An 18,749-nucleotide genomic window follows, 5' to 3' on the forward strand; every position below is an offset into this window, starting at 1 on the left:
GCGGGCGGGACGCTCGGCGCGGTCATGGCGTCCCCGCTCGGCGGCCGACGAGCTGCGAGACCACCGAGCTGGCGATGGCGAGGCCACCGACCAGGAGGAGGACCGGCAGCAGGACGTTGCCCAGCGACGACGTCGTCTCCTCCGTCGTGGCAGCCGTGGGCGTCGTACCGTCCGTCGTGGTCGGGGTCGCGCCGGGACCCGCCTTCGACGGCGTTCCCGCCGGCGGCGCGGCGGCGTCACCCGAGGCCGGCGGCGCGGCGTCCGACGGCGGCGGCACGTCCTCCGGGGTCGTCGTACCGGCGCCCTTCTGCGCCTCGATCGCGCTGGCCGTCTGCTGCGCGGCGCGCCACAGGGGTGCGGTGACGCCGGTCTTGCGGATCGGGAGGTAGCCGCCCGGCAGGTCGCCGTTGCCGCGGCCGCGGACCTGTCCCTCGGAGGTGGCGATCCTGATGAAGGACGCGACCTGGCGGGCCTGCGGGCGGGCGAGGCTCTCGAGCTTCGCGGTCGTGTAGACGACCATCGTCCCCGGGTAGGCGTCGCCGGCGGCCGTGACCGCCTCCTGGGTCACGGTGAACGGGCGATGGGCCCCCGAGCGGCGCATCAGGCCGACGGCCGCGGACAGGCTCCGGTCGGTCGGCGCGACGTACCGGCCCTTGCTGGTCAGCAGCGCGGCCGACCGCATCCCGAACCGGTCGGCGTCGCCGAGGCTGACCAGGCCCAGCATGAATCGCGTCCCGTAGTTCTGCCGGTCCTTGCGGCCCAGCTTGTACGTCGACGTGGCGGTGTCGTAGTCGCAGCGGGTCTGCACGTAGGGCCACGCGTCGATGAGCGCGTCGGCGATCGTGCGCAGCGTCGAGACCGGCGACGCCAGCTGGGTGAAGTACACCGTCGGGTTCTGCTTGAGGCACTCGTTCTGCGTCTCGGGGATGTAGCTGTCGAGCAGCGGCCACTCGTCGCGCGGCAGGTCGAGCGACCGGTACGCCGGGTTGACCTTCATCCCCCACGGGTCCGGCGTCCCGGCCACGAAGGCCATCGCGTCCGCGTCCTGGGCGATGTAGGACGTCAGCTGGCGGATCAGGTCGGAGGAGACCGAGAGCGAGAGCAGGGTCGCACCGGCCTCCTGGACGTTGCGGCTGAGGCCGGGGTTGAGCCTCACGAACTCGGGGTCGTCCATGATCGCCATCGGGTTGTCGCCGATGCCGGGGTGGCCGCGGCCGAGGTCGGACCCGAGATAGCTCTGGGTGAGCAGCTTCGCGAGGAGGCGGGGGTTGAGCCGCAGCCGGTCGTACTCGCCGCCGTTGTCGGGCCGGTCGATCGTGTAGCCGATGCTGAACCCGCTGATGGCGGTGGGCGCGTAGCCGACGGGGTCGGCGCCCGCCTGCTGGTGCTCGGAGGACACGAATGCGGCCGGTCCGGCGCCGTTCTCCATGTTCTCCCAGCCCGCGTTGTCGGGCATCTGGCTGAGCGCGAAGTTGAAGCGGTCGTCGCGCAGGCAGTAGGCCGGCGCCCACTGCAGCGCGGCCTGGGCCATCAGCTCGGAGCCGAAGAACTTCGTGGGCGCACGCGGGTCGAGCACGTCGCAGACGCCGGCCGGGAGGCCGAAGGTGACGGGGATGCTGAACCGGTTGCGCCAGTTGGACGCCGACCACCACAGCGACGGCGAGACCGCCTGGTCGACGCCCTCCTCCGCGAAGTTGCTGGAGCCGGCGGCGAAGCGGCCCGCCTTCCGGCAGGCCCGGTCGGTGGAGGTCATCGGCGAGGAGGGCCGGTCGCAGCTGATGCCCAGGATCGGGACCACGACGATCGAGCAGGCCACCTCGTGCGAGCAGCCGAGGGACTCGTTCTCGACGGAGGAGCGCACCTCGAACTGCACGGATCCCTTGCCGTCGAGGTCCGTGTACGCCGCCAGCTCCGAGGGCGGGAACGCCGCGTCCACGGCGGCCTCCGGCGGCATCCTGTCCGCGGCGCAGGCCGGGTAGGTCCGCCCGGCCTGCGAGACGAACTCGGTGAGGTGGGTGTTGGCGACCGTGGTGTCGAGCCCCGGGCAGTCGGCACCGGGGAACGGGTCCATCCCGGACACGGGCTGGCGGTCCGCCTCGTCGGCGTAGCGGTCGACGAGCCAGGTCGACTCGCTGCGCGAGCGCAGCCGCTGCGAGCGCTGGGCGACCGATGACGTCCAGCAGGTCTCGGGCCGGACCCGCTTCGCCAGGGGCAGGTCGGCGTCGTCGGTGCCGCGGCACTGCAGCACCATGACCGGGTACTCCTGCAGGAGCCCCTTCTCGCCGTACGGGTTGCTCGCCCGGCCACCGCTCGGCGCTGCCCCGGTCCAGCTGATCGCGACGCGCTCGCGACCGCGGAGGTCGGTCGTCCGGTCGGCCCTGACCGTCATCCGGTAGGACGTGGACAGGGTGGCGTCGACACCTCCGTCGGCGTCGAGGACCTCGCGGGTGACGGTGCGCGTGCGGGAGTAGCCGCCCTCGGCGGCGGGTGCTGCCGCGCCGGCGGCCTCCGTGGTTCCGCCCGCGGAGGGCGCACCCGGCAGCAGCCCGAGCCCGACCGCCCCGACGGCGAGCGCCAGGGCGAGCCGGCGGCGGGCGCTCATCGGCCCGCCCCTGCTGCGCGGCGCCGGCGCAGGACCGACACGAAGAGCCCGGGCAGCACGACCAGGCCGATCAGCTCGATGACCGCCAGCCAGCCGAAGGTGCGGCTGTCCGCGGGACGGTCCGAGACGAGCAGCGGGTTGGCGTAGACCTCGCCGCCGGCCGTCGACCCGCCGGTGCTGCCGGCGGCGACGACCTCCCCGGTCTCCGGGTCGACCACCGGCGGGGCGTCACCGCTCGCCGGGGCGTCACCGGGGCCACCGGCGCCACCCGTGCCGCCCGTGCCCCCGGTCCCACCGGCTCCGGGCTCGTCCGTGGACGGCGCCCCGGTGCCGGTGCCCGTGGTGCACGGGCCCTGGCCGTCCTTGTCGCACGCCGCCGGCTGTGGCGCCTTGTCGGCCAGCACGTTGTGGTTGAGGTTCTTGCCGTCGAAGGTCGGGTTGTTGCAGCTCTTCACGTCCCGGTTGGTCAGCACGACGGCGGGATCCGCCGCCTTCAGCTTCTTGACCTGCGTGAACCCGGCGGAGACGAGGTTGAGGGTCAACGGCGAGTAGCCGTAGTCGCCCGCGTCGCCCTGGCCCGCGCACAGCGAGTGGTAGAGGAAGTCGGCGAGCGTCTGGCGCTTCGCCGTGGTCATCCGCGGGTCGTCGGCACTGGTCGGGATGATCATGTACGAGTACGACGACAGCGGGTAGGCCCGCGGGTCCGGGTTGCGGTAGACCGCGTCCAGCACCTGCGTCAGCGTGGCCGGGTCGATCTTCGCCCTCGTCAGCGCGACCGCCACGTTGAAGGTCGTCGGCTCCACGTAGTAGCCCGCCTTGTTGCTGACCTTCACGACCGGGTAGCCGGCGTTCTTCGGATAGGCGTACTCGACGTACCCGATCGTGCCGTTGCCGGCGAAGCCCTTGATCGTGTTCATGACCTGGTCGGAGCCGGCCTGCGCGATCTGCCGGCCCTTCTTCGGGAAGTACGACGTCAGGCCGCTCTTGCCGAAGTAGGGGCGCCAGATCGAGGGGTACTCCGCGTCCATCCAGCGGGTGAACTGGGCCGTCGTGCCCGAGCCGTCCGAGCGCACCACGGGCGTGATCGGGATCTTCGGGAACTTGCGTCCGTTGTTGTCCCGCGTGATCTGCGCGTCGTCCCAGCTGGTGATCTGGTTGGTGAAGATCTTGGCGACCGTCTCCCCCGAGAGGCGGAGGTTGCGCACCTGCTGGGTGCCGATCTTGAGCTGGTAGGTGAACGAGGTGCCACCGGCCACGATCGGCAGGTAGGCGTAGTCGCGGTCGCTCTTGTCGGCCTGGCCGCTCTTCTCGTCGACGCCCTGGTAGGGGATCTCGGAGATCGCGTAGTCGACGGTGCCGTCGGCGAACGCCTTGCGGCCCGCGCTCGAGCCGACGCCGCTGTAGACGACCTTCATGCCCTTGCTGTCGACGTCGCCGATCCACTTGTCGACGATGAGCTTCGACCAGGTCGAGCCCTTCCCCTCGATGGTCGCGTACGCCGCCGCACGCGACGCGACGCCGTCGCGCGGCGTCTCCTCGGGGACGCTCGCCGCGGCCGTGCCGGCGAGGACGGACAGGAGTCCGAGGCCGGCGAGGATCGCGAGCGTCGTACTGCGGGCGCGGGACATCATGAGCTGCTCCGGGACGTGGGGATCTTGCGGACGGCGGTGCCGAGCGCGCGGACGAACGGTCGGACGAGGCCGCGCCGGTTGCCGCCGGCGGGTCGGGCGACAAGGCGGGCGATGACGAACAGCACGAGGACGAGGACCATCAGCACCGCGGCGGCACCGAACGCGCGGTCGATCAGCGCCGGCTCCCCGCTGCGGGCGCCGTTGTAGATGTAGAGCGGCAGCGAGTTCATGGCGCCCTCGAAGGGGTTGGTGACCAGGAAGTTGGCCGCCCCCGACGTGAGCAGGACGGGACTGGTCTCACCGATGCCGCGCGCGACGCCCAGGATCACCGCCGTCGCCAGGCCCGGTCGGGCGGTCGGCAGCACCACGTGCCACACGGTGCGCCAGCGGCTGGCGCCGAGCGCCAGGCTGGCCTCGCGCAGGGTGCCCGGCACGACGCGGAGCACGACGTCCGCGGCGCGGGCGATGATCGGCAGCATCATGACCGCGATCGCCATGCCGGCCGCGAACCCGGAGGGCGGGAAGCCGAGGGTCAGGATCAGCACGGCGTAGACGAACAGGCCGGCCACGATCGAGGGCAGCGCCGTCATCGCCTCGACGACGGTGCGGACCACGCGGGAGAACCGGCCGCCGACCTCGGTCATGAAGACGGCGGTGCCGATGCCGAGCGGCAGCGTGATGACCAGCGCGATCCCCAGCTGGATCAGGGACCCGGTGATCGCGTGCGCGACGCCACCGGCGTCGAAGGACGCCTTCGGGTCGACGCCCGCCATGTCGTCGAGGAAGAAGTTGGTGTGCAGCAGGGCCCGCCAGCCGCGGAGGAAGACGAAGGTGATGGTCGAGACGAGCGCCGCCCCGACGACGAGCGCGCCACCGGTGATCACCGCTCCCGCGACGCGGTCCTTCACCTCGACCCAGGTCCCCGTCATGGTCGTGAGCAGCGCGGTCATCGCGACGCCGCCCACGAAGAGGACGATGAGGAACCACGGCAGGCCGGCGAGCGGCAGGAAGCGCTGGGTGATCAGCCAGGCGATCGCGACCGCGGCCACCCAGGCGCCGACGCGCACGAACAGCTCGTCCGCGTTGGGCGCGCCGATCGCGAGGCGCGGCACCGGCGGCGGCGCGTCGTCGTCGCGGACCGGCAGGTGGGTGCGGGGCGTGGTGGTCGACCGCGGCGTGCTGGTCGTCGTACTCGTGCTCATGCGTCGGCGTCCGCCCCGGACCGGCTGCGGTTGACGATCATCGCGGCACAGGTGTTGACGACCAGGGTCAGCACGAAGAGCACGAACCCGGCCGCCAGCAGGGCCGACAGCTGCGACGGGCTCGCCTCGCTGAACTGGATCGCGATCAGGGAGCTCACCGAGATCGCGCCGACCTCGAGCACGTTCCACTTGATCTCGAAGGCGGGCGAGATGATCAGCGCGACCGCGATGGTCTCCCCGAGGGCGCGGCCGAGGCCGAGCATCGTGCCGCCGATGATGCCGCCGCGGCCGAAGGGCAGCACGACGGACGTGATGACGCCCCACTTCGTCGCGCCCAGCGCCAGCGCCGCCTCCCGCTCCCCCGGCGGGGTCTGCGAGAAGACCTGCCGCATGACGGCGCACGCCATCGGCAGCACCATCATCGCGACGGGCACGGAGGCGCAGAACGAGCTGGCGATGTAGCGGGTGGTGTCCCACACCGGGCTGTCCGGGTCGGTGTCGCGGATCTCGAAGAAGGGCACCCAGCCGAAGTGGCGCTGCAGCCAGTACGACAGCTCCGCGACGTGCGGCATCATCAGGAAGAAGCCCCACAGGCCGTAGACGATCGACGGCACCGCCGCCATCAGGTCGACGAGGGACACCAGGAAGGGCTTGACCCGCGCCGGCGCGTACTCCGTGATGAACAACGCGGTCAGCAGGGCCAGCGGGAACGCGAAGACCATCGCCAGCAGGGCGATCGAGACCGTGCCCACGACGACGCCCGCGATGCCGAGCAGGTCGACCTCGGGCTCCCAGCGCGCGGTGGTGAGGAAGTCGAGCCCGTAGTGGCGCAACGTCGGCACGGTCTGCACCGCGAGGAAGACGCCGACGCCGCCGGTGATGACGAGCACGGACGCGCCGATGACGCGGAAGACGTTGACGAAGGCGGCGTCTCCGCCGGACGGCCTGCGCGAGATCCGGCGGGGCTCGGCTACAGGCGCGCCCGGGTCCGAAAGGGGCAGGCTGGTCACTCATCGTCCTCGGTCGTGGCCCACCCGAGAAGGCCGGTCACACGGCGCGCGGGACCGCGCGACCAGAGGAACCGTGACGGCAGTGCGCGTCCGGACGGTGCGAGTCAGGTGAACGACGGCGGAACGCCAGCCCCGCTGCGGTTGAAATACCGCGGCCGGGATCCACCGGCCGGGTGTTTGCCCCGGACGCCAGGCGGAGAGACCGACCTTCGTGTCACGAACCCGCCGCCTGCCCGGCCTGGTCTGCGCCGCCGTCGGCGCCCTCCTTGCCGCGTGCGACGACGGGACGGTGGGCGGGAGCGCGGAGGAGCTCCCCTACGACCCCGGGTCGCACACGGGGACCGAACGCTCGTCCTTCAGCGAGCCCGCGGTCGTCGCCCACGTCGACGACGAGCAGCTCGGCAGCCTCGAGGTGACGCCGACATCGGCGGAGGAAGGCTCGATCGACGACTTCGACAGCGTGCGCGACGACCACGCCGATGCGGCCACCCTCGCCGCCTCCCGCGTGTACTACGTGCGCTTCCGGATCGAGTACGTCGATGGCGTGGCCGCCACCTTCGTGGCCCCCGGCTTCGGACTCGCGTCGGGCAGCACCGACCTCCCCGCACTCCACCCGACGACGTCCGGCGGTCCGTGCACGACGCCTGAGGTGACCGAGCCCTTCGGCCGGGGCTCACGCCTCGAGGGCTGCGTCCCGATCTTCCTGCCTGCCGACTCCGCGGAGCCCGACACCTTGACCTGGAGCGACTCGTTCGAGGGCGTGGTCGAGGTCCTCGCGCGTTGGCCGCTGCCCGGGACCGACTGACCCGCGGCGCGCTCGCGCCCCCTACCTGCAGTGTCGGCTTGCCGCCAGGCGGAGGCGGGACCTACGCAAGGCAACCGCGGCGCGGCAGCGCGGCGCCCCGCGGCGCGCTCGCGCCCCCTACCTGCAGTGTCGGCTTGCCGCCAGGCGGAGGCGGGACCTACGCAAGGCAACCGCGGCGCGGCAGCGCGGCGCCCGCGGCGCAGCCGCGTCGTGCGAAGCCCGCGGGCCGAGCGGAGCGAGCGCCCGTGCGGTGAGCACGACCGGCGACGCGCTCGCGCAATTCAACGCCGGCGCTCCCGCCCGTTACCTGCAGTGTCGGCTTGCCGCCAGGCGGAGGCGGGACCTACGCAAGGCAACCGCGGCGCGGCAGCGCGGCGCCCCGCGGCGCAGCCGCGTCGTGCGAAGCCCGCGGGCCGAGCGGAGCGAGCGCCCGTGCGGTGAGCACGACCGGCGACGCGCTCGCGCAGTTCAACGCCGGCGCTCGCGCCATCTAACGGTGGTAGTTCGGCGCTTCCACGGTCATCTCGATGTCGTGCGGGTGGCTCTCCTTGAGCGAGGCCGAGGTGATCCGGATGAACCGGCCCTTGTCCTGCAGCTCGGGGATGGTCCGCGCGCCGACGTAGAACATCGACTGCGACAGGCCGCCGAGCAGCTGGTGGGCGACGCCGGCGAGCGGGCCCTTGTAGGCGACCCGGCCCTCGATGCCCTCGGGGACGATCTTGTCGTCGCTGGTGACCTCGGCCTGGAAGTAGCGGTCCTTGGAGTAGGACTTCTTGCCGCGCGAGGACATCGCGCCGAGCGAGCCCATGCCGCGGTAGGCCTTGTACTGCTTGCCCTGGTGGAAGACCACCTCGCCCGGCGACTCCTCGCAGCCGGCGAGCATGGAGCCGATCATGACGGACTCGGCGCCGGCGACGATCGCCTTGGCGATGTCGCCGGACTGCTGCAGGCCGCCGTCGGCGATGACCGGGACGCCCGCGGGCTTCGCGGCGAGGGACGCCTCGTAGACCGCCGTCACCTGGGGTACGCCGCAGCCGGTGACGACGCGCGTCGTACAGATGGAGCCGGGGCCGAAGCCGACCTTGACCGCGTCGGCGCCGGCGTCGACGAAGGCCTGGGCGCCTTCGCGGGTGGCGACGTTGCCGCCGATCACCTGGACGTGCTTCGTGGCGGGGTCGGACTTGAGCCGGCGGACCATGTCGAGCAGCAGGGTGACGTGGCCGTGCGCGGTGTCGGCGACGAGCACGTCGACGCCGGCCTCGATCAGGCCGGTGGCCCGCTCCCAGGCGTCGCCGAAGTAGCCGATCGCGGCGCCGACCATCAGGCGGCCGTCGCCGTCCTTGGAGGCCAGCGGGAACTGCTCGGACTTCACGAAGTCCTTGACCGTGATCAGGCCGCCGAGGCGGCCCTCGGCGTCGACCAGCGGGAGGCGCTCACGCTTGTGCTTGCGCAGCAGCGCGGTCGCCTCGTCACGGCTGATGCCGACGCCACCGGTGACCAGCGGCATGGGGGTCATCACCTCGTCGACCTTGGTGGTCGCCCACTCCGCGACGGGCGTGAAGCGCAGGTCGCGGTTGGTGCAGATGCCGAGGAGGCGGTTGTCGGCGTCGACCACGGGGAGGCCGGAGACGCGGTACTCGCCGCAGATCCGGTCGAGGTCCTCGAGCGTCGCGTCGGGGCCGATGGTGACCGGGTTGGAGATGATCCCGGTCTGGGTCCGCTTGACGAGGTCGACCTGGTAGGCCTGCTCCTCCGCGGACAGGTTGCGGTGCAGGATGCCGATGCCGCCCTGGCGGGCCATCGCGATCGCCATCCGCGACTCGGTCACGGTGTCCATCGCGGCGCTGATCAGCGGCGACCTCAGCGAGATCTCACGCGTCAACCGCGAGGTGGTGTCGATGTCGTCCGGCGCCAGGTCGCTATGACCCGGGAGCAGGAGGACGTCGTCGTAGGTGAGACCGAGCGCTGCGAACTTGTCAGGGACCTCCACCACACCATCGTAGTGCGTGATCCGGCTCACCCCCTTGGCCGGTGCCCACTTGTCCGGGAGGCTGGGGCCGTGAGCAACGAGCTTCCCCCACACGTCCTCGTCCTCTTCGGCGCGACCGGCGACCTCGCCGCCCGCAAGCTCTTCCCCGGCCTCTACCGGCTGGCTGCCGCGGGACGGCTGCCGGAGCACTTCGCGGTGATCGGCAGTGGGCGCCACTCCCCCGGCTCCGACGACGAGTTCCGGGGCCAGGTCCGGGCCGCGCTGGACGAGTTCGTCGGCGACGTGGACGCCGAGGTGGCCGACCGGCTGCTCGAGCGGACCACCTTCGTGACCTCCTCCGCCGACGACGGCAGCGCGCTGGCCCAGGCGGTCCGCGACGCGGAGGACCGGCTGCTCGACGAGGGCCACTGCCTGCTCGGCGACGTGCGGCGGCTGCTCTACCTCTCGGTCCCGCCCGGCGCAGTCAAGGGCATGGTCGGGATGCTCGACCGCGAGGACCTCGTCGCCCGCTCGCGCCTCGTCGCCGAGAAGCCCTTCGGCACGGACCTCGCGACCGCCCGCGAGCTGCACGCGGTCCTGTGCTCGGCGTTCGCCGAGGACCAGGTGTTCCGGATCGACCACTTCCTCGGCAAGGAGGCGGTGCAGAACATCCTCGCCCTCCGCTTCGCCAACGGCCTGTTCGAGCCCGCGTGGAACCGCCACTCGATCGAGTCGGTGCAGATCGACGTGCCCGAGAAGCTCACGGTCGAGGGCCGCGGCAGCTTCTACGAGGGCACCGGCTGCCTCAAGGACATGGTGACCACCCACCTCGCGCAGCTGCTCGGGTTCGTCGCGCTCGAGGACCCGCACGCGTTCCGTGCGTCGGCGATCCGGGCGGCGAAGGCGGCGACCTTCTCCGCCGTACGGCCCATCGACCCCGAGCGCGTCGTCTTCGGCCAGTACGACGGCTACCGGGAGGAGCCCGACGTCGCGTCCGACTCCGAGGTGGAGACCTTCGTCGCGGCCGAGGTCTGGATCGACAACGACCGCTGGCGCGACGTGCCCTTCTACCTGCGCACCGGCAAGGCGATGGCCGACGGGCGGCGCACGATCACCGTCCGGTTCCGCGACCCGCGCCACCGCTGGCTCAAGCCGGAGGGCGGCGGCAACCCCGAGCCCAACGAGCTGGTCATCGAGCTCGCCGACCAGCCGCGGATCGCGATCGACGTGCGGGCCAAGCGCCCGGGTCCGGACATGGCGCTGGTCGAGGGCGTCTTCCGGCTCGACCTCGTCGGCGACGCGCCGGGCTCCGACCCGCTCGAGGCCTACGAGCGGCTGCTGCTCGACGTGATGCGCGGCGACCGGACCCTCTTCATCAGCTCCGAGGAGGTCGACCGGCTCTGGGAGATCTTCCAGCCGGTGCTGGACCGCCGCCCGCGGACGCAGCCCTACGAGCAGGGGACGTGGGGCCCGGCCGCCGCGCTCGACCTGCCGATCGGCGGTTGGCGGCTCGGCAACCACCCGCCGGACCCGAGCCTGGGTCACGCCCCGGCGCACCAGGGCTAGCGCGGCAGCGGAATCCGCATCAGGTCCTCGCCGACCACGACCCGGCCGCCGAAGCCCTGCTGTGCGCGCCTGCGCCAGCGGCCGGTGCTGACGATGGAGTGGGCCGCAGGGACGAGGTGGCTCAGGACCAGCGTGTCGACGCCGGCGGCCTCGGCGACCGCACCGACGTCGGCCACCGAGGTGTGCGACTGCTTGAGGTGGTCGAGCGCGGCGGGCGGCAGCTCGCCCAGCGCCTCGAGGTCGATGGCCTCGTGCACGAGGATGTCCGCGCCCCGCGCGAGCGTGACGATGTTCGGAGTCAGCGAGGTGTCGCCTGAGAACACGACCGACCCGTGGTCGGTGTCGAAGCGGTAGGCGTAGCTCGGGAAGGCCGGGCCGTGCGGCACCAGGACGGCGGTGACCCGCACCCGGTCGTCCTCCATCACCAGGAACGGGTCCATCGGCGGCGCCGTGTCGCCCAGCACGTCCGCGGGGACCTCGCTCGGGACCTGGAGCTCGTGGACGTCGATCAGGTCCCTCGGGTCGGGACTGCCCGAGTCCCGGATGAAGAGGTTCGAGCTGTAGGCGTAGGCCGCGACCAGGTGCTCCGTCATGGCGGCGAGGCCCGGCGTCGGGTCCTCGGGCGCGACGGTCGGGACGTCGCCGCCCTTGAACGGCGGTCGCAGCGCGCCGGCCGGACCCGGGCCGTACACACCCACCCGCTGCGTCAGCGCATCGTTGTCGTCGGTGAGGCCCCAACCTGCGAGCAGGAAGACGTTGTAGTAGTCGGCGACATGGTCGGCGTGCAGGTGCGTGATGAACACGGAGTCGAGGTCGGCGTACCGCAGGCCCACGTTGTAGTAGTTCGTCACCGAGCTCCGACCACAGTCGATGAGGTAGTTGCGCCCCTCGATGTGCAGTGCGCTGGCGATCCCCGCCCGATCGGGCTCGGGCGGCGGACCCGCGGCAGTGCCGAGGATGACGAGCTCGGCCGCGCCGAAGCGCTTCGGGGGCGTGATCGGACGGCCCTTGGCGGCCGCGCTCGGCGCCAGCACCGCCGCGCCGAGCCCGACGGTTCCCACGGCTCCACCCCGGAGCAGGCTCCTGCGGCGTACGCCGGCCTCGGAGGCGGTGGGCAGGTCGTCCGGCTTCCCAGTGGTCTGGCACATGCCGGGCATGTTAGTTCGGACCCAAACGATCTGTCGATGGGTTCAGCTTCGGATGTCAGTGGTCGGGACGGGTCCACTCCTCCGACTGCGTGAGCCGGAAGAGATAGGCCAGCGGCGGTACGACGACCAGGACGGCCAGCCCGACCGCGACGAGCAGTCCCTGCAGGGTCGCCGTGGCACCGGCCGCGTCGGTGATCGTCACCTCGTCGACGAGCAGCCACGGGTACTGCCCGACGCCCCAGCCCGACACGACCGACGCGACCGCGAGGACCGCGGCGATCCGGGCGACCGCGTAGCGGCGGCGCCAGAGCAGGTACATCGTGGCCACGCCGGCGATCGCGGCGAGCACGACGAGCGGTGCGGCGCGGCCCTCGAGCCCGTCGGCCAGCGTGGGCGCGTCGTGCTCGATCGGCACCAGCGCGGCGAAGACCAGGGCACCGGTGACCAGGCCGACGAGGAGGGCCCGCACCCGGATCTCCCCCGCCAGGCGGTGGTTGCCGCTGCGCTCGGCGTCGGCCACGAGGAAGGTCCCGGCGAGGAAGGCGCAGGTGCCGACGGCGATCAGGCCGCCGAACAGCGACGTCGGGTTCACCCACGACGACCAGCGGTCGCCGGCGCCGTCCATCGGCACCCGGCCCGAGGCGATCGCCCCCGCGACGGTGCCCAGGAAGAACGGGGTGATGATGCTGGAGGCGGCGAAGACGACCCCGAATAGCCGGGCCTGGCCGAGCGTCTCGGCGTACTTGCGGAAGGCGAAGCTGGCGCCGCGCAGCACGATGCCCAGCAGGGCCAGCAGGAGCGGCAGCACCAGCGTCGACATCGCGGCGGCGAAGGACTCGGGGAAGCCGGTCCACCAGATGACCAGCACGTAGATCAGCCAGACGTGGTTGGCCTCCCAGACCGGGCCGATGCTGTGGTCGACGAGCGTGCGCAGCTCCGCGCCGCGGCGACTGCTGCCCGCGGTCAGGTCGAAGAAGCCCGAGCCGAAGTCGGCACCGCCCAGCACGGCGTAGGCGACGACCCCGACGAAGAGTGCGGCGGCGACCGCGACCTCGATGCTCATCGGCGCTCCCCCTCGCCCGGAGTGGCGGTGGCCGGCGCGTAGGGGCTCGGCAGGTCCACCGCGCCCTCCCGCCAGCGCCGGGCCATCGACCGGAGTACGACGACCGCGCCCACGGTCATGCCGGTGTAGACCACCGTGCTGATGCCGAGCAGCCACCACAGGCTGGCGGTGTAGTCGCCGACCGCGTCGGTGGTGCGCATGACGTCATACACGATCCAGGGCTGGCGGCCGACCTCGGTCGCGATCCAGCCCGCCTCGAGCGCGACCACCGCGAGCGGGCCGGCGACCGCGGCGAAGCGCAGGAACCACCGCTTCTCGAGCAGGTCGCGGCCCCGCCGGCGCTGCACCCAGAAGAACGCGACGACGGCCGCGAGGAGGGTGCCGATGCCGACCATCGTCTGGAAGGCCAGGTGGGTCATGTTGACCGGCGGGTGGTCCTCCTCGGGGATCGTGTCGAGGCCGGACACCGGCTTGTCGGGCGAGTTCATCGCGATCAGGGAGCCCAGGTAGGGGATGTCGATCGAGCCCTTCACCTCGCCGTCGACCAGCACTCCCCCGAGCCGCAGCGGCGACGGGCTCTCGGTGGTCTCGGCGAGCTCGAACGCCGCCAGCTTCGCCGGCTGGCGCTCGTCGAGGCCGAAGCCGAGCACGTGCCCGACGAACGGCTGGGTGACGGCCGCGACCGAGGCGAACACGAACGGCACCATGAAGCCCAGCCGGTGGTGGGCGTCGCGGCGGCCGCGGAGCATGCCGACGGCGTACACGCCGGCGACGGAGAAGCCGGCCAGCATGTAGGCGCCGACCCACATGTGCGCGAACTGCAGGAAGGCGTGGCCGTTGAAGAGCACCTTCCACGGCTCGACGTCGGTCACCTCGCCGTCGACGATCCGGAAGCCGGTCGGCACGTTCATCCAGGCGTTGACCGCGAGCACGCAGTAGGCGCCGATGATCCCGGTGACCGCCATCGGCAGCACCATCAGCACGTGCCGCTTCGGGGGCATCCGGTTCCAGCCGTAGAGGTAGATGCCGAGGAAGATCGCCTCGAGGAAGAACGCGAGCCCCTCGAATGCGAAGGGCAGGCCGAGCACGTCGCCGTACGTCCCCATCAGGCCGGGCCACAGCACGCCCATCTCGAAGCTGAGGACCGTGCCGGAGACGGCGCCGATCGCGAAGAGCACCGCCGACACCTTCGCCCAGCGCTGCGCCAGGCCGAGGGCGACCGGGTCGTCCTTGCGGATGCCGCGCAGGTGCATCACGAAGATCATCGCGGGGAACGCGACGCCGAAGCAGGCCAGGATGATGTGCCAGCCGAGCGAGAGCGCCATCTGCTCGCGGGCCGGGAGCAGGCCGGCGGGCTCGGCCTCGGCGGCGATCCGGCCGGCGACCTGGCTGGCGACCTGGCTGGCGACCTGGCTGGCGTGGGCGAGGGTGGCGGTGACGACGTCGGGGGTCAGCACGTCCCCGACGCTACCGCTTGTGAATGTGTTCACAAAGCCTCCGGGGGTGAGACCATCCTCACCCCCGGAGACCCGGGACTACTCGGAGCCGTCGTCCTTCCGCGCCTCGTCGAGCACGTCGTTCAGCTCGTCGAGGGCGTCGCCGCTCGGGGCGTTCGCCACGCCGGTCCAGTCCGGCGAGGGCAGGACCTGCTCGGTGACCTCGCCCTGCTGGACCCGGCGGATCGCGTCGACGATCTCGTCGATGTTGTTGGGCACCGCGCGCTGGCACGCCTTCAGCTCCGACTCGAGCTTCAGCGTCAGGCGCGGCTTGCCGTCCGCGACCGCCTCGGCCGTCGTACCGCTGGTGACGGCACTCTTCGAGAGGTCCGGGACGTTCGCGCAGACGTGGTAGACCTCGCCGCCGCCGGCCCAGTAGACCTTGTCCTCGCCGAGCAGCTGGACGACGGCCTGCTTCTCCGCGGTGTACTTCTCGATCGACGGCGGGTCGTAGTTCACGCCGAGCGCCACCGCGACGAGCGCGAGGACGACGCCGACGCCGCCGGCCCAGCCCTTCTGCTGCTTCGACATGTCCTTGTTGAGGAAGATCAGCACGATGATCGGCACGAAGGCGATCAGCGGGATGATCGCGCCGAGCTGGCTCTTGAGGAAGAACGAGATGCCGTTGGCGCTCGACGGCGGGTCGAGCTCCTGCGCCTTCTTCCACAGCTGCGAGCCGATGATGGTCAGGATCGCCATCACGACGAGCAGGCCGATAAGCGTCACGAAGGCCCAGGTCGGGAACTTCTCGTCGGCGACGAGGACGCCCCGGTCGTCGACCGAGGTGCTGGCCTCGAGGATCCCCTTGTTCAGGAGCAGCCCGAAGATGCCACCCAGCTCGGCCGCGATCGACAGCGCCCAGAGGACGAGGGCGATGATGCGGTAGGTCTTGGCCTTCGACTTCGCCTCGGGCGTGGCATGCCACGTCCGGTCGTCGGCGCCGTCCGAGCCGGCAGCCTTCTTGCTCGCATTGCGAACCATGGTGTTCTCCCCCGGGATTCTGGATCAGGTGGCAGAACCCTAGGGCCTTTCGTCGCCTACGCGCGCAGGTCGGTGATCGCGATCCGCACCGTGAGCGTGTCGCCGGCCATCCGGATCCGGCCGCGCATGCCCGCCGCGAGCACCATCGGCAGCACCGCCTTGGTGTCCGACGGCGCGGTCAGCACGATCTCGTCGGCGCCGGCGCCGCGGGCGGCGCGGGCGACGTCGGCGAGCAGGCGGGTGCCGACGCCGCGTCGGTGCCAGGCCGGGTCGACCCAGAGGTCCACGGGCCACGGCTCGCCGCCGGCAGGGGTGTACTCCGCGCGGCCGGCGACCTTGCCGCCGGCGAGCGCCGACACGACGGCTCCCGTGGTCACGAACTCCGGGTCGCCCGCGCCCGGCTGCTGCGGCGAGGGGGGTGCCTGCGCGTCGAGGACCTCGCCGACGAGCTCGGCGAGGGCCGCCGCGCGCTGCCGCTCGGTGGTCGTGAACGGCGTGTCACGGCGGATCTGGATGGTCGCGGAGCCGCCGACGGTCATCTCGAGGACGTCGACGTGGGCGGTGCTCGGCGCCACCTCTGCGTCGAACAGGTGCGCCGCGACGTCCGGGAAGGTCGCCGGCTGGGCGACGATCGACCGCACCGCCTGGACGTAGCGGGTCGGCTGGTCCTCCAGCGCCGCCGTCGTGACCGGTACGGCGGACACCGTCTCGCCGCCCGCACCGTCGACCAGCTCGCGGAGCTGGTCCTGGGTCCAGTCGTGAGGGACCTGCAGCACCAGCTCGTCGGTGACCGTCGCCTCGCCGGGGAAGACCTGCACGGTCTGGATGTTCACGCCCGCGCGGCCGCACGCCGCCGCGAGCTCGGCGAGCGCTCCCGGTCGGTCGGGCAGTCCGGCGCGCACTCTCCACAACATGTGCCCACTATGCCGGAGGGATGTGACCGGATGCGATCACGAAGATTTCTTGGGAGGACATCGCGAAGCCCTGCTCCGCGTGCGAATCTGGCCCCGAGCCCGAGGACGAGGACGCCGTCCGGGTGATCATGCTCGCCGCCCCGGCCGTCCAGGCCGGCCTGATGACGCCCGAGCTGCGCCCGATGCGGGTCAGCTTCCTGCGCGGCCGGGACTGAGCCCCGGCCGCGAAAAGCGGACCGGCCCGCCGTACCGGAGCGGTACGACGGGCCGGGCTGCTGCTGCGGAGCGCAGGTCTCAGTGACCGTGCCCGTGGCCGTGACCGTGGCCGGCGTCGGCCTCGGCCTCGTCCTCGGGCTTGTCGACGACGAGCACCTCGGTGGTGAGGAGCATGCCGGCGACCGACACCGCGTTGGCGAGCGCCGACCGGGTCACCTTGACCGGGTCGATGACGCCCTGGGCGACGAGGTCGCCGTACTCGCCGGTGGCGGCGTTGTAGCCGTTGCCGACACCGAGCTCGCGCACCTTGTTGGTGACGACGTAGCCGTTCGCGCCGCCGTTCTCGGCGATCCAGCGCAGCGGCTCGTCGACGGCCTTGCGGACGATCCGCACGCCGACGGCCTCGTCGCCGCTCAGGCCGAGGTCACCCTCGAGGGCCGCGGCCGCGTGGACGATGGCCGAGCCGCCGCCGGGCACGATGCCCTCCTCGATCGCGGCGCGCGTCGCGGAGACGGCGTCCTCGATGCGGTGCTTCTTCTCCTTGAGCTCGACCTCGGTGTGCGCGCCGACCTTGATCACCACGACGCCGCCGGAGAGCTTCGCGAGCCGCTCCTGGAGCTTCTCGGTGTCCCAGTCGGAGTCGGACGCCTCGATCTCCTTCTTGATCTGCTCGACGCGACCCGCGACCTGGGTCTCGTCGCCGGCGCCGTCGACGATCGTCGTGTTGTCCTTCGTGACGACGATGCGGCGGGCCTGGCCGAGCTCCTCGAGGCCGATCTGGTCGAGCTTGAGGCCGACCTCCGGCGAGATGACCGTGCCACCAGTGAGGATCGCGATGTCCTGCAGGATCGCCTTGCGGCGGTCGCCGAAGCCGGGGGCCTTGCCCGCGACGGCGGTGAACGTGCCGCGGATCTTGTTGACGACCAGGGTGGAGAGCGCCTCGCCCTCGACGTCCTCGGCGAGGATGAAGAGCGGCTTGCCGGTCTGGATGACCTTCTCCAGCAGCGGCAGGAGCTCCGCGATCGCCGAGATCTTGCCCTGGTTGATCAGGATGTACGGGTCGTCGAGGACGGCCTCCTGGCGCTCCGCGTCGGTGACGAAGTACGCCGAGTTGAAGCCCTTGTCGAACTGCATGCCCTCGGTGAACTCGAGCTCGGTCGAGGGGGTGTTGGACTCCTCGACCGTGATCACGCCGTCCTTGCCGACCTTGCTGAAGGCCTCGGCGAGCAGCTCGCCGATGTGGCCGTCACGCGAGGAGACCGTCGCCACCGAGGCGATGTCCTTCTCGTCGTCGACCTCACGGGCGGCGTCGCGCAGGGCGTCGCCGAGGGCAGCCGCCGCGGCGTCCATGCCCCGCTTGAGGCCCATCGGGTTCACGCCGGCCGCGACGGCGCGCAGGCCCTCGTGGACGAGCGCCTGCGCCAGCACGGTCGCGGTCGTCGTACCGTCACCGGCGACGTCGTTGGTCTTGGTCGCGACCTCCTTGGTGAGCTGGGCACCGAGGTTCTCGAACGGGTCGTCCAGCTCGACCTCACGGGCGACGGTCACGCCGTCGTTGGTGATGGTCGGCGCGCCCCACTTCTTGTCGAGGACGACATAGCGACCCTTGGGGCCGAGGGTCACCTTGACGGTGTTGGCGAGCTTGTCGACGCCGCGCTCGAGCGCGCGACGGGCATGCTCGTCGAACTCCAGGATCTTGGGCACTGTGTTGCTCCTTGGTGTGGAAAGGCGAAACCGCCCGCGACGTCATGCGACGTGGTCGCCGGGGCGACCGATGCGCATGACGTCCCGGGCGGTTCGAGACTCGAAGGTCAGGCGAGGACCGCGAGGACGTCGCGGGCCGAGAGGATGAGGTACTCCTGGCCGGCGTACTTGACCTCGGTGCCGCCGTACTTGCTGTAGATGACCTTGTCACCCACGGCGACGTCGAGCGGGACGCGGTTGCCGTTGTCGTCGATACGACCGGGGCCGATCGCGAGGACCTCGCCCTCCTGCGGCTTCTCCTTGGCCGTGTCGGGGATGACCAGACCGGAGGCGGTGGTCTGCTCGGCCTCGAGGGGCTTGACGACGATCCGGTCCTCGAGCGGCTTGATGTTGACCGACACGATGTCGACCTCCACTTTCTAGGCTGATGCGGTGAGTACTT

At 71.7% G+C, this 18,749-nt stretch carries 14 protein-coding genes; 2 read left to right on the forward strand and 12 right to left on the reverse strand.

Annotated features, from left to right (window positions below; all coding sequences use genetic code 11):
- Positions 1 to 22: 22 nt before the first annotated feature.
- The 4 genes from AC2YHB_RS19855 to pstC are packed head-to-tail and all read right to left on the reverse strand — an operon-like array spanning position 23 to position 6,445.
- Positions 23 to 2,602, reverse strand: a complete 2,580-nt coding sequence (locus tag AC2YHB_RS19855; protein ID WP_487354514.1) for a hypothetical protein — start codon at positions 2,600 to 2,602, stop codon at positions 23 to 25.
- Positions 2,599 to 4,230, reverse strand: a complete 1,632-nt coding sequence (locus AC2YHB_RS19860) for a phosphate ABC transporter substrate-binding protein PstS (RefSeq protein ID WP_487354515.1) — start codon at positions 4,228 to 4,230, stop codon at positions 2,599 to 2,601. Before AC2YHB_RS19860 ends, AC2YHB_RS19855 begins: the two co-directional genes overlap by 4 nt.
- Positions 4,230 to 5,435: a phosphate ABC transporter permease PstA gene (pstA, locus tag AC2YHB_RS19865; RefSeq protein WP_179647896.1), complete on the reverse strand. Its 1,206-nt coding sequence runs from the start codon at positions 5,433 to 5,435 to the stop codon at positions 4,230 to 4,232. Before pstA ends, AC2YHB_RS19860 begins: the two co-directional genes overlap by 1 nt.
- Positions 5,432 to 6,445, reverse strand: coding sequence for a phosphate ABC transporter permease subunit PstC (gene pstC, locus AC2YHB_RS19870; protein ID WP_487354516.1), 1,014 nt, complete (start codon positions 6,443 to 6,445; stop codon positions 5,432 to 5,434). The genes pstA and pstC overlap by 4 nt, the downstream gene beginning before the upstream one ends.
- Positions 6,446 to 6,656: 211 nt before the next feature.
- Between pstC and AC2YHB_RS19875 the strand changes: the two genes are divergently transcribed.
- A complete protein-coding gene (locus AC2YHB_RS19875; protein ID WP_207006634.1) occupies positions 6,657 to 7,250 on the forward strand; it encodes a hypothetical protein in 594 nt (197 codons plus the stop codon).
- A 490-nt stretch (positions 7,251 to 7,740) separates the two neighbouring features.
- Here AC2YHB_RS19875 and guaB read toward each other — a convergent pair whose 3' ends face one another.
- Positions 7,741 to 9,240, reverse strand: a complete 1,500-nt coding sequence (gene guaB, locus AC2YHB_RS19880; protein WP_036551301.1) for an IMP dehydrogenase — start codon at positions 9,238 to 9,240, stop codon at positions 7,741 to 7,743.
- Positions 9,241 to 9,309: 69 nt separating this feature from the next.
- Here guaB and zwf point away from each other — a divergent pair, with 69 nt between their 5' ends.
- On the forward strand, positions 9,310 to 10,785 hold the full coding sequence (gene zwf / locus AC2YHB_RS19885) for a glucose-6-phosphate dehydrogenase (protein WP_179647899.1): 1,476 nt from the start codon (positions 9,310 to 9,312) through the stop codon (positions 10,783 to 10,785).
- On the opposite strand, the gene AC2YHB_RS19890 is transcribed toward zwf, so the two are convergent.
- The 7 genes from AC2YHB_RS19890 to groES form a co-directional block, all read right to left on the reverse strand.
- On the reverse strand, positions 10,782 to 11,933 hold the full coding sequence (locus AC2YHB_RS19890; RefSeq protein WP_487354517.1) for an MBL fold metallo-hydrolase: 1,152 nt from the start codon (positions 11,931 to 11,933) through the stop codon (positions 10,782 to 10,784). The two genes, zwf and AC2YHB_RS19890, sit on opposite strands and share 4 nt — an antisense overlap.
- A gap of 55 nt (positions 11,934 to 11,988) precedes the next feature.
- Entirely contained in the window at positions 11,989 to 12,996 is a 1,008-nt protein-coding gene (locus AC2YHB_RS19895; protein WP_487354518.1) for a cytochrome d ubiquinol oxidase subunit II, read from the reverse strand.
- Complete coding sequence (locus AC2YHB_RS19900; RefSeq protein WP_308645475.1) at positions 12,993 to 14,453, reverse strand: cytochrome ubiquinol oxidase subunit I; 1,461 nt, start codon at positions 14,451 to 14,453, stop codon at positions 12,993 to 12,995. The genes AC2YHB_RS19895 and AC2YHB_RS19900 overlap by 4 nt, the downstream gene beginning before the upstream one ends.
- A 78-nt stretch (positions 14,454 to 14,531) precedes the next feature.
- Positions 14,532 to 15,473: a hypothetical protein gene (locus AC2YHB_RS19905; protein ID WP_051933009.1), complete on the reverse strand. Its 942-nt coding sequence runs from the start codon at positions 15,471 to 15,473 to the stop codon at positions 14,532 to 14,534.
- Between the two features lie 56 nt (positions 15,474 to 15,529).
- Positions 15,530 to 16,375: a GNAT family N-acetyltransferase gene (locus AC2YHB_RS19910; protein WP_308645476.1), complete on the reverse strand. Its 846-nt coding sequence runs from the start codon at positions 16,373 to 16,375 to the stop codon at positions 15,530 to 15,532.
- 306 nt (positions 16,376 to 16,681) lie between these two features.
- Positions 16,682 to 18,307 carry a chaperonin GroEL gene (gene groL / locus AC2YHB_RS19915; RefSeq protein WP_179647902.1) on the reverse strand — a complete coding sequence of 542 codons (1,626 nt, stop codon included), beginning with the start codon at positions 18,305 to 18,307 and terminating at the stop codon, positions 16,682 to 16,684.
- A 107-nt stretch (positions 18,308 to 18,414) separates the two neighbouring features.
- Complete coding sequence (gene groES / locus AC2YHB_RS19920) at positions 18,415 to 18,708, reverse strand: co-chaperone GroES (protein WP_028653828.1); 294 nt, start codon at positions 18,706 to 18,708, stop codon at positions 18,415 to 18,417.
- Positions 18,709 to 18,749 lie beyond the last annotated feature (41 nt).

The sequence above is a fragment of the Nocardioides sp. SRI_004 genome, from assembly GCF_057586415.1.

Excerpts from the sequence above, each read along its gene's own strand:
- AC2YHB_RS19860 (WP_487354515.1), bottom strand. The coding sequence starts at position 4,230 with ATGTCCCGCGCCCGCAGTACGACGCTCGCGATCCTCGCCGGCCTCGGA.
- AC2YHB_RS19855 (WP_487354514.1), bottom strand. The coding sequence starts at position 2,602 with ATGAGCGCCCGCCGCCGGCTCGCCCTGGCGCTCGCCGTCGGGGCGGTC.
- AC2YHB_RS19905 (WP_051933009.1), bottom strand. The coding sequence starts at position 15,473 with ATGGTTCGCAATGCGAGCAAGAAGGCTGCCGGCTCGGACGGCGCCGAC.
- AC2YHB_RS19895 (WP_487354518.1), bottom strand. The coding sequence starts at position 12,996 with ATGAGCATCGAGGTCGCGGTCGCCGCCGCACTCTTCGTCGGGGTCGTC.
- pstA (WP_179647896.1), bottom strand. The coding sequence starts at position 5,435 with ATGAGCACGAGTACGACGACCAGCACGCCGCGGTCGACCACCACGCCC.
- AC2YHB_RS19890 (WP_487354517.1), bottom strand. The coding sequence starts at position 11,933 with ATGTGCCAGACCACTGGGAAGCCGGACGACCTGCCCACCGCCTCCGAG.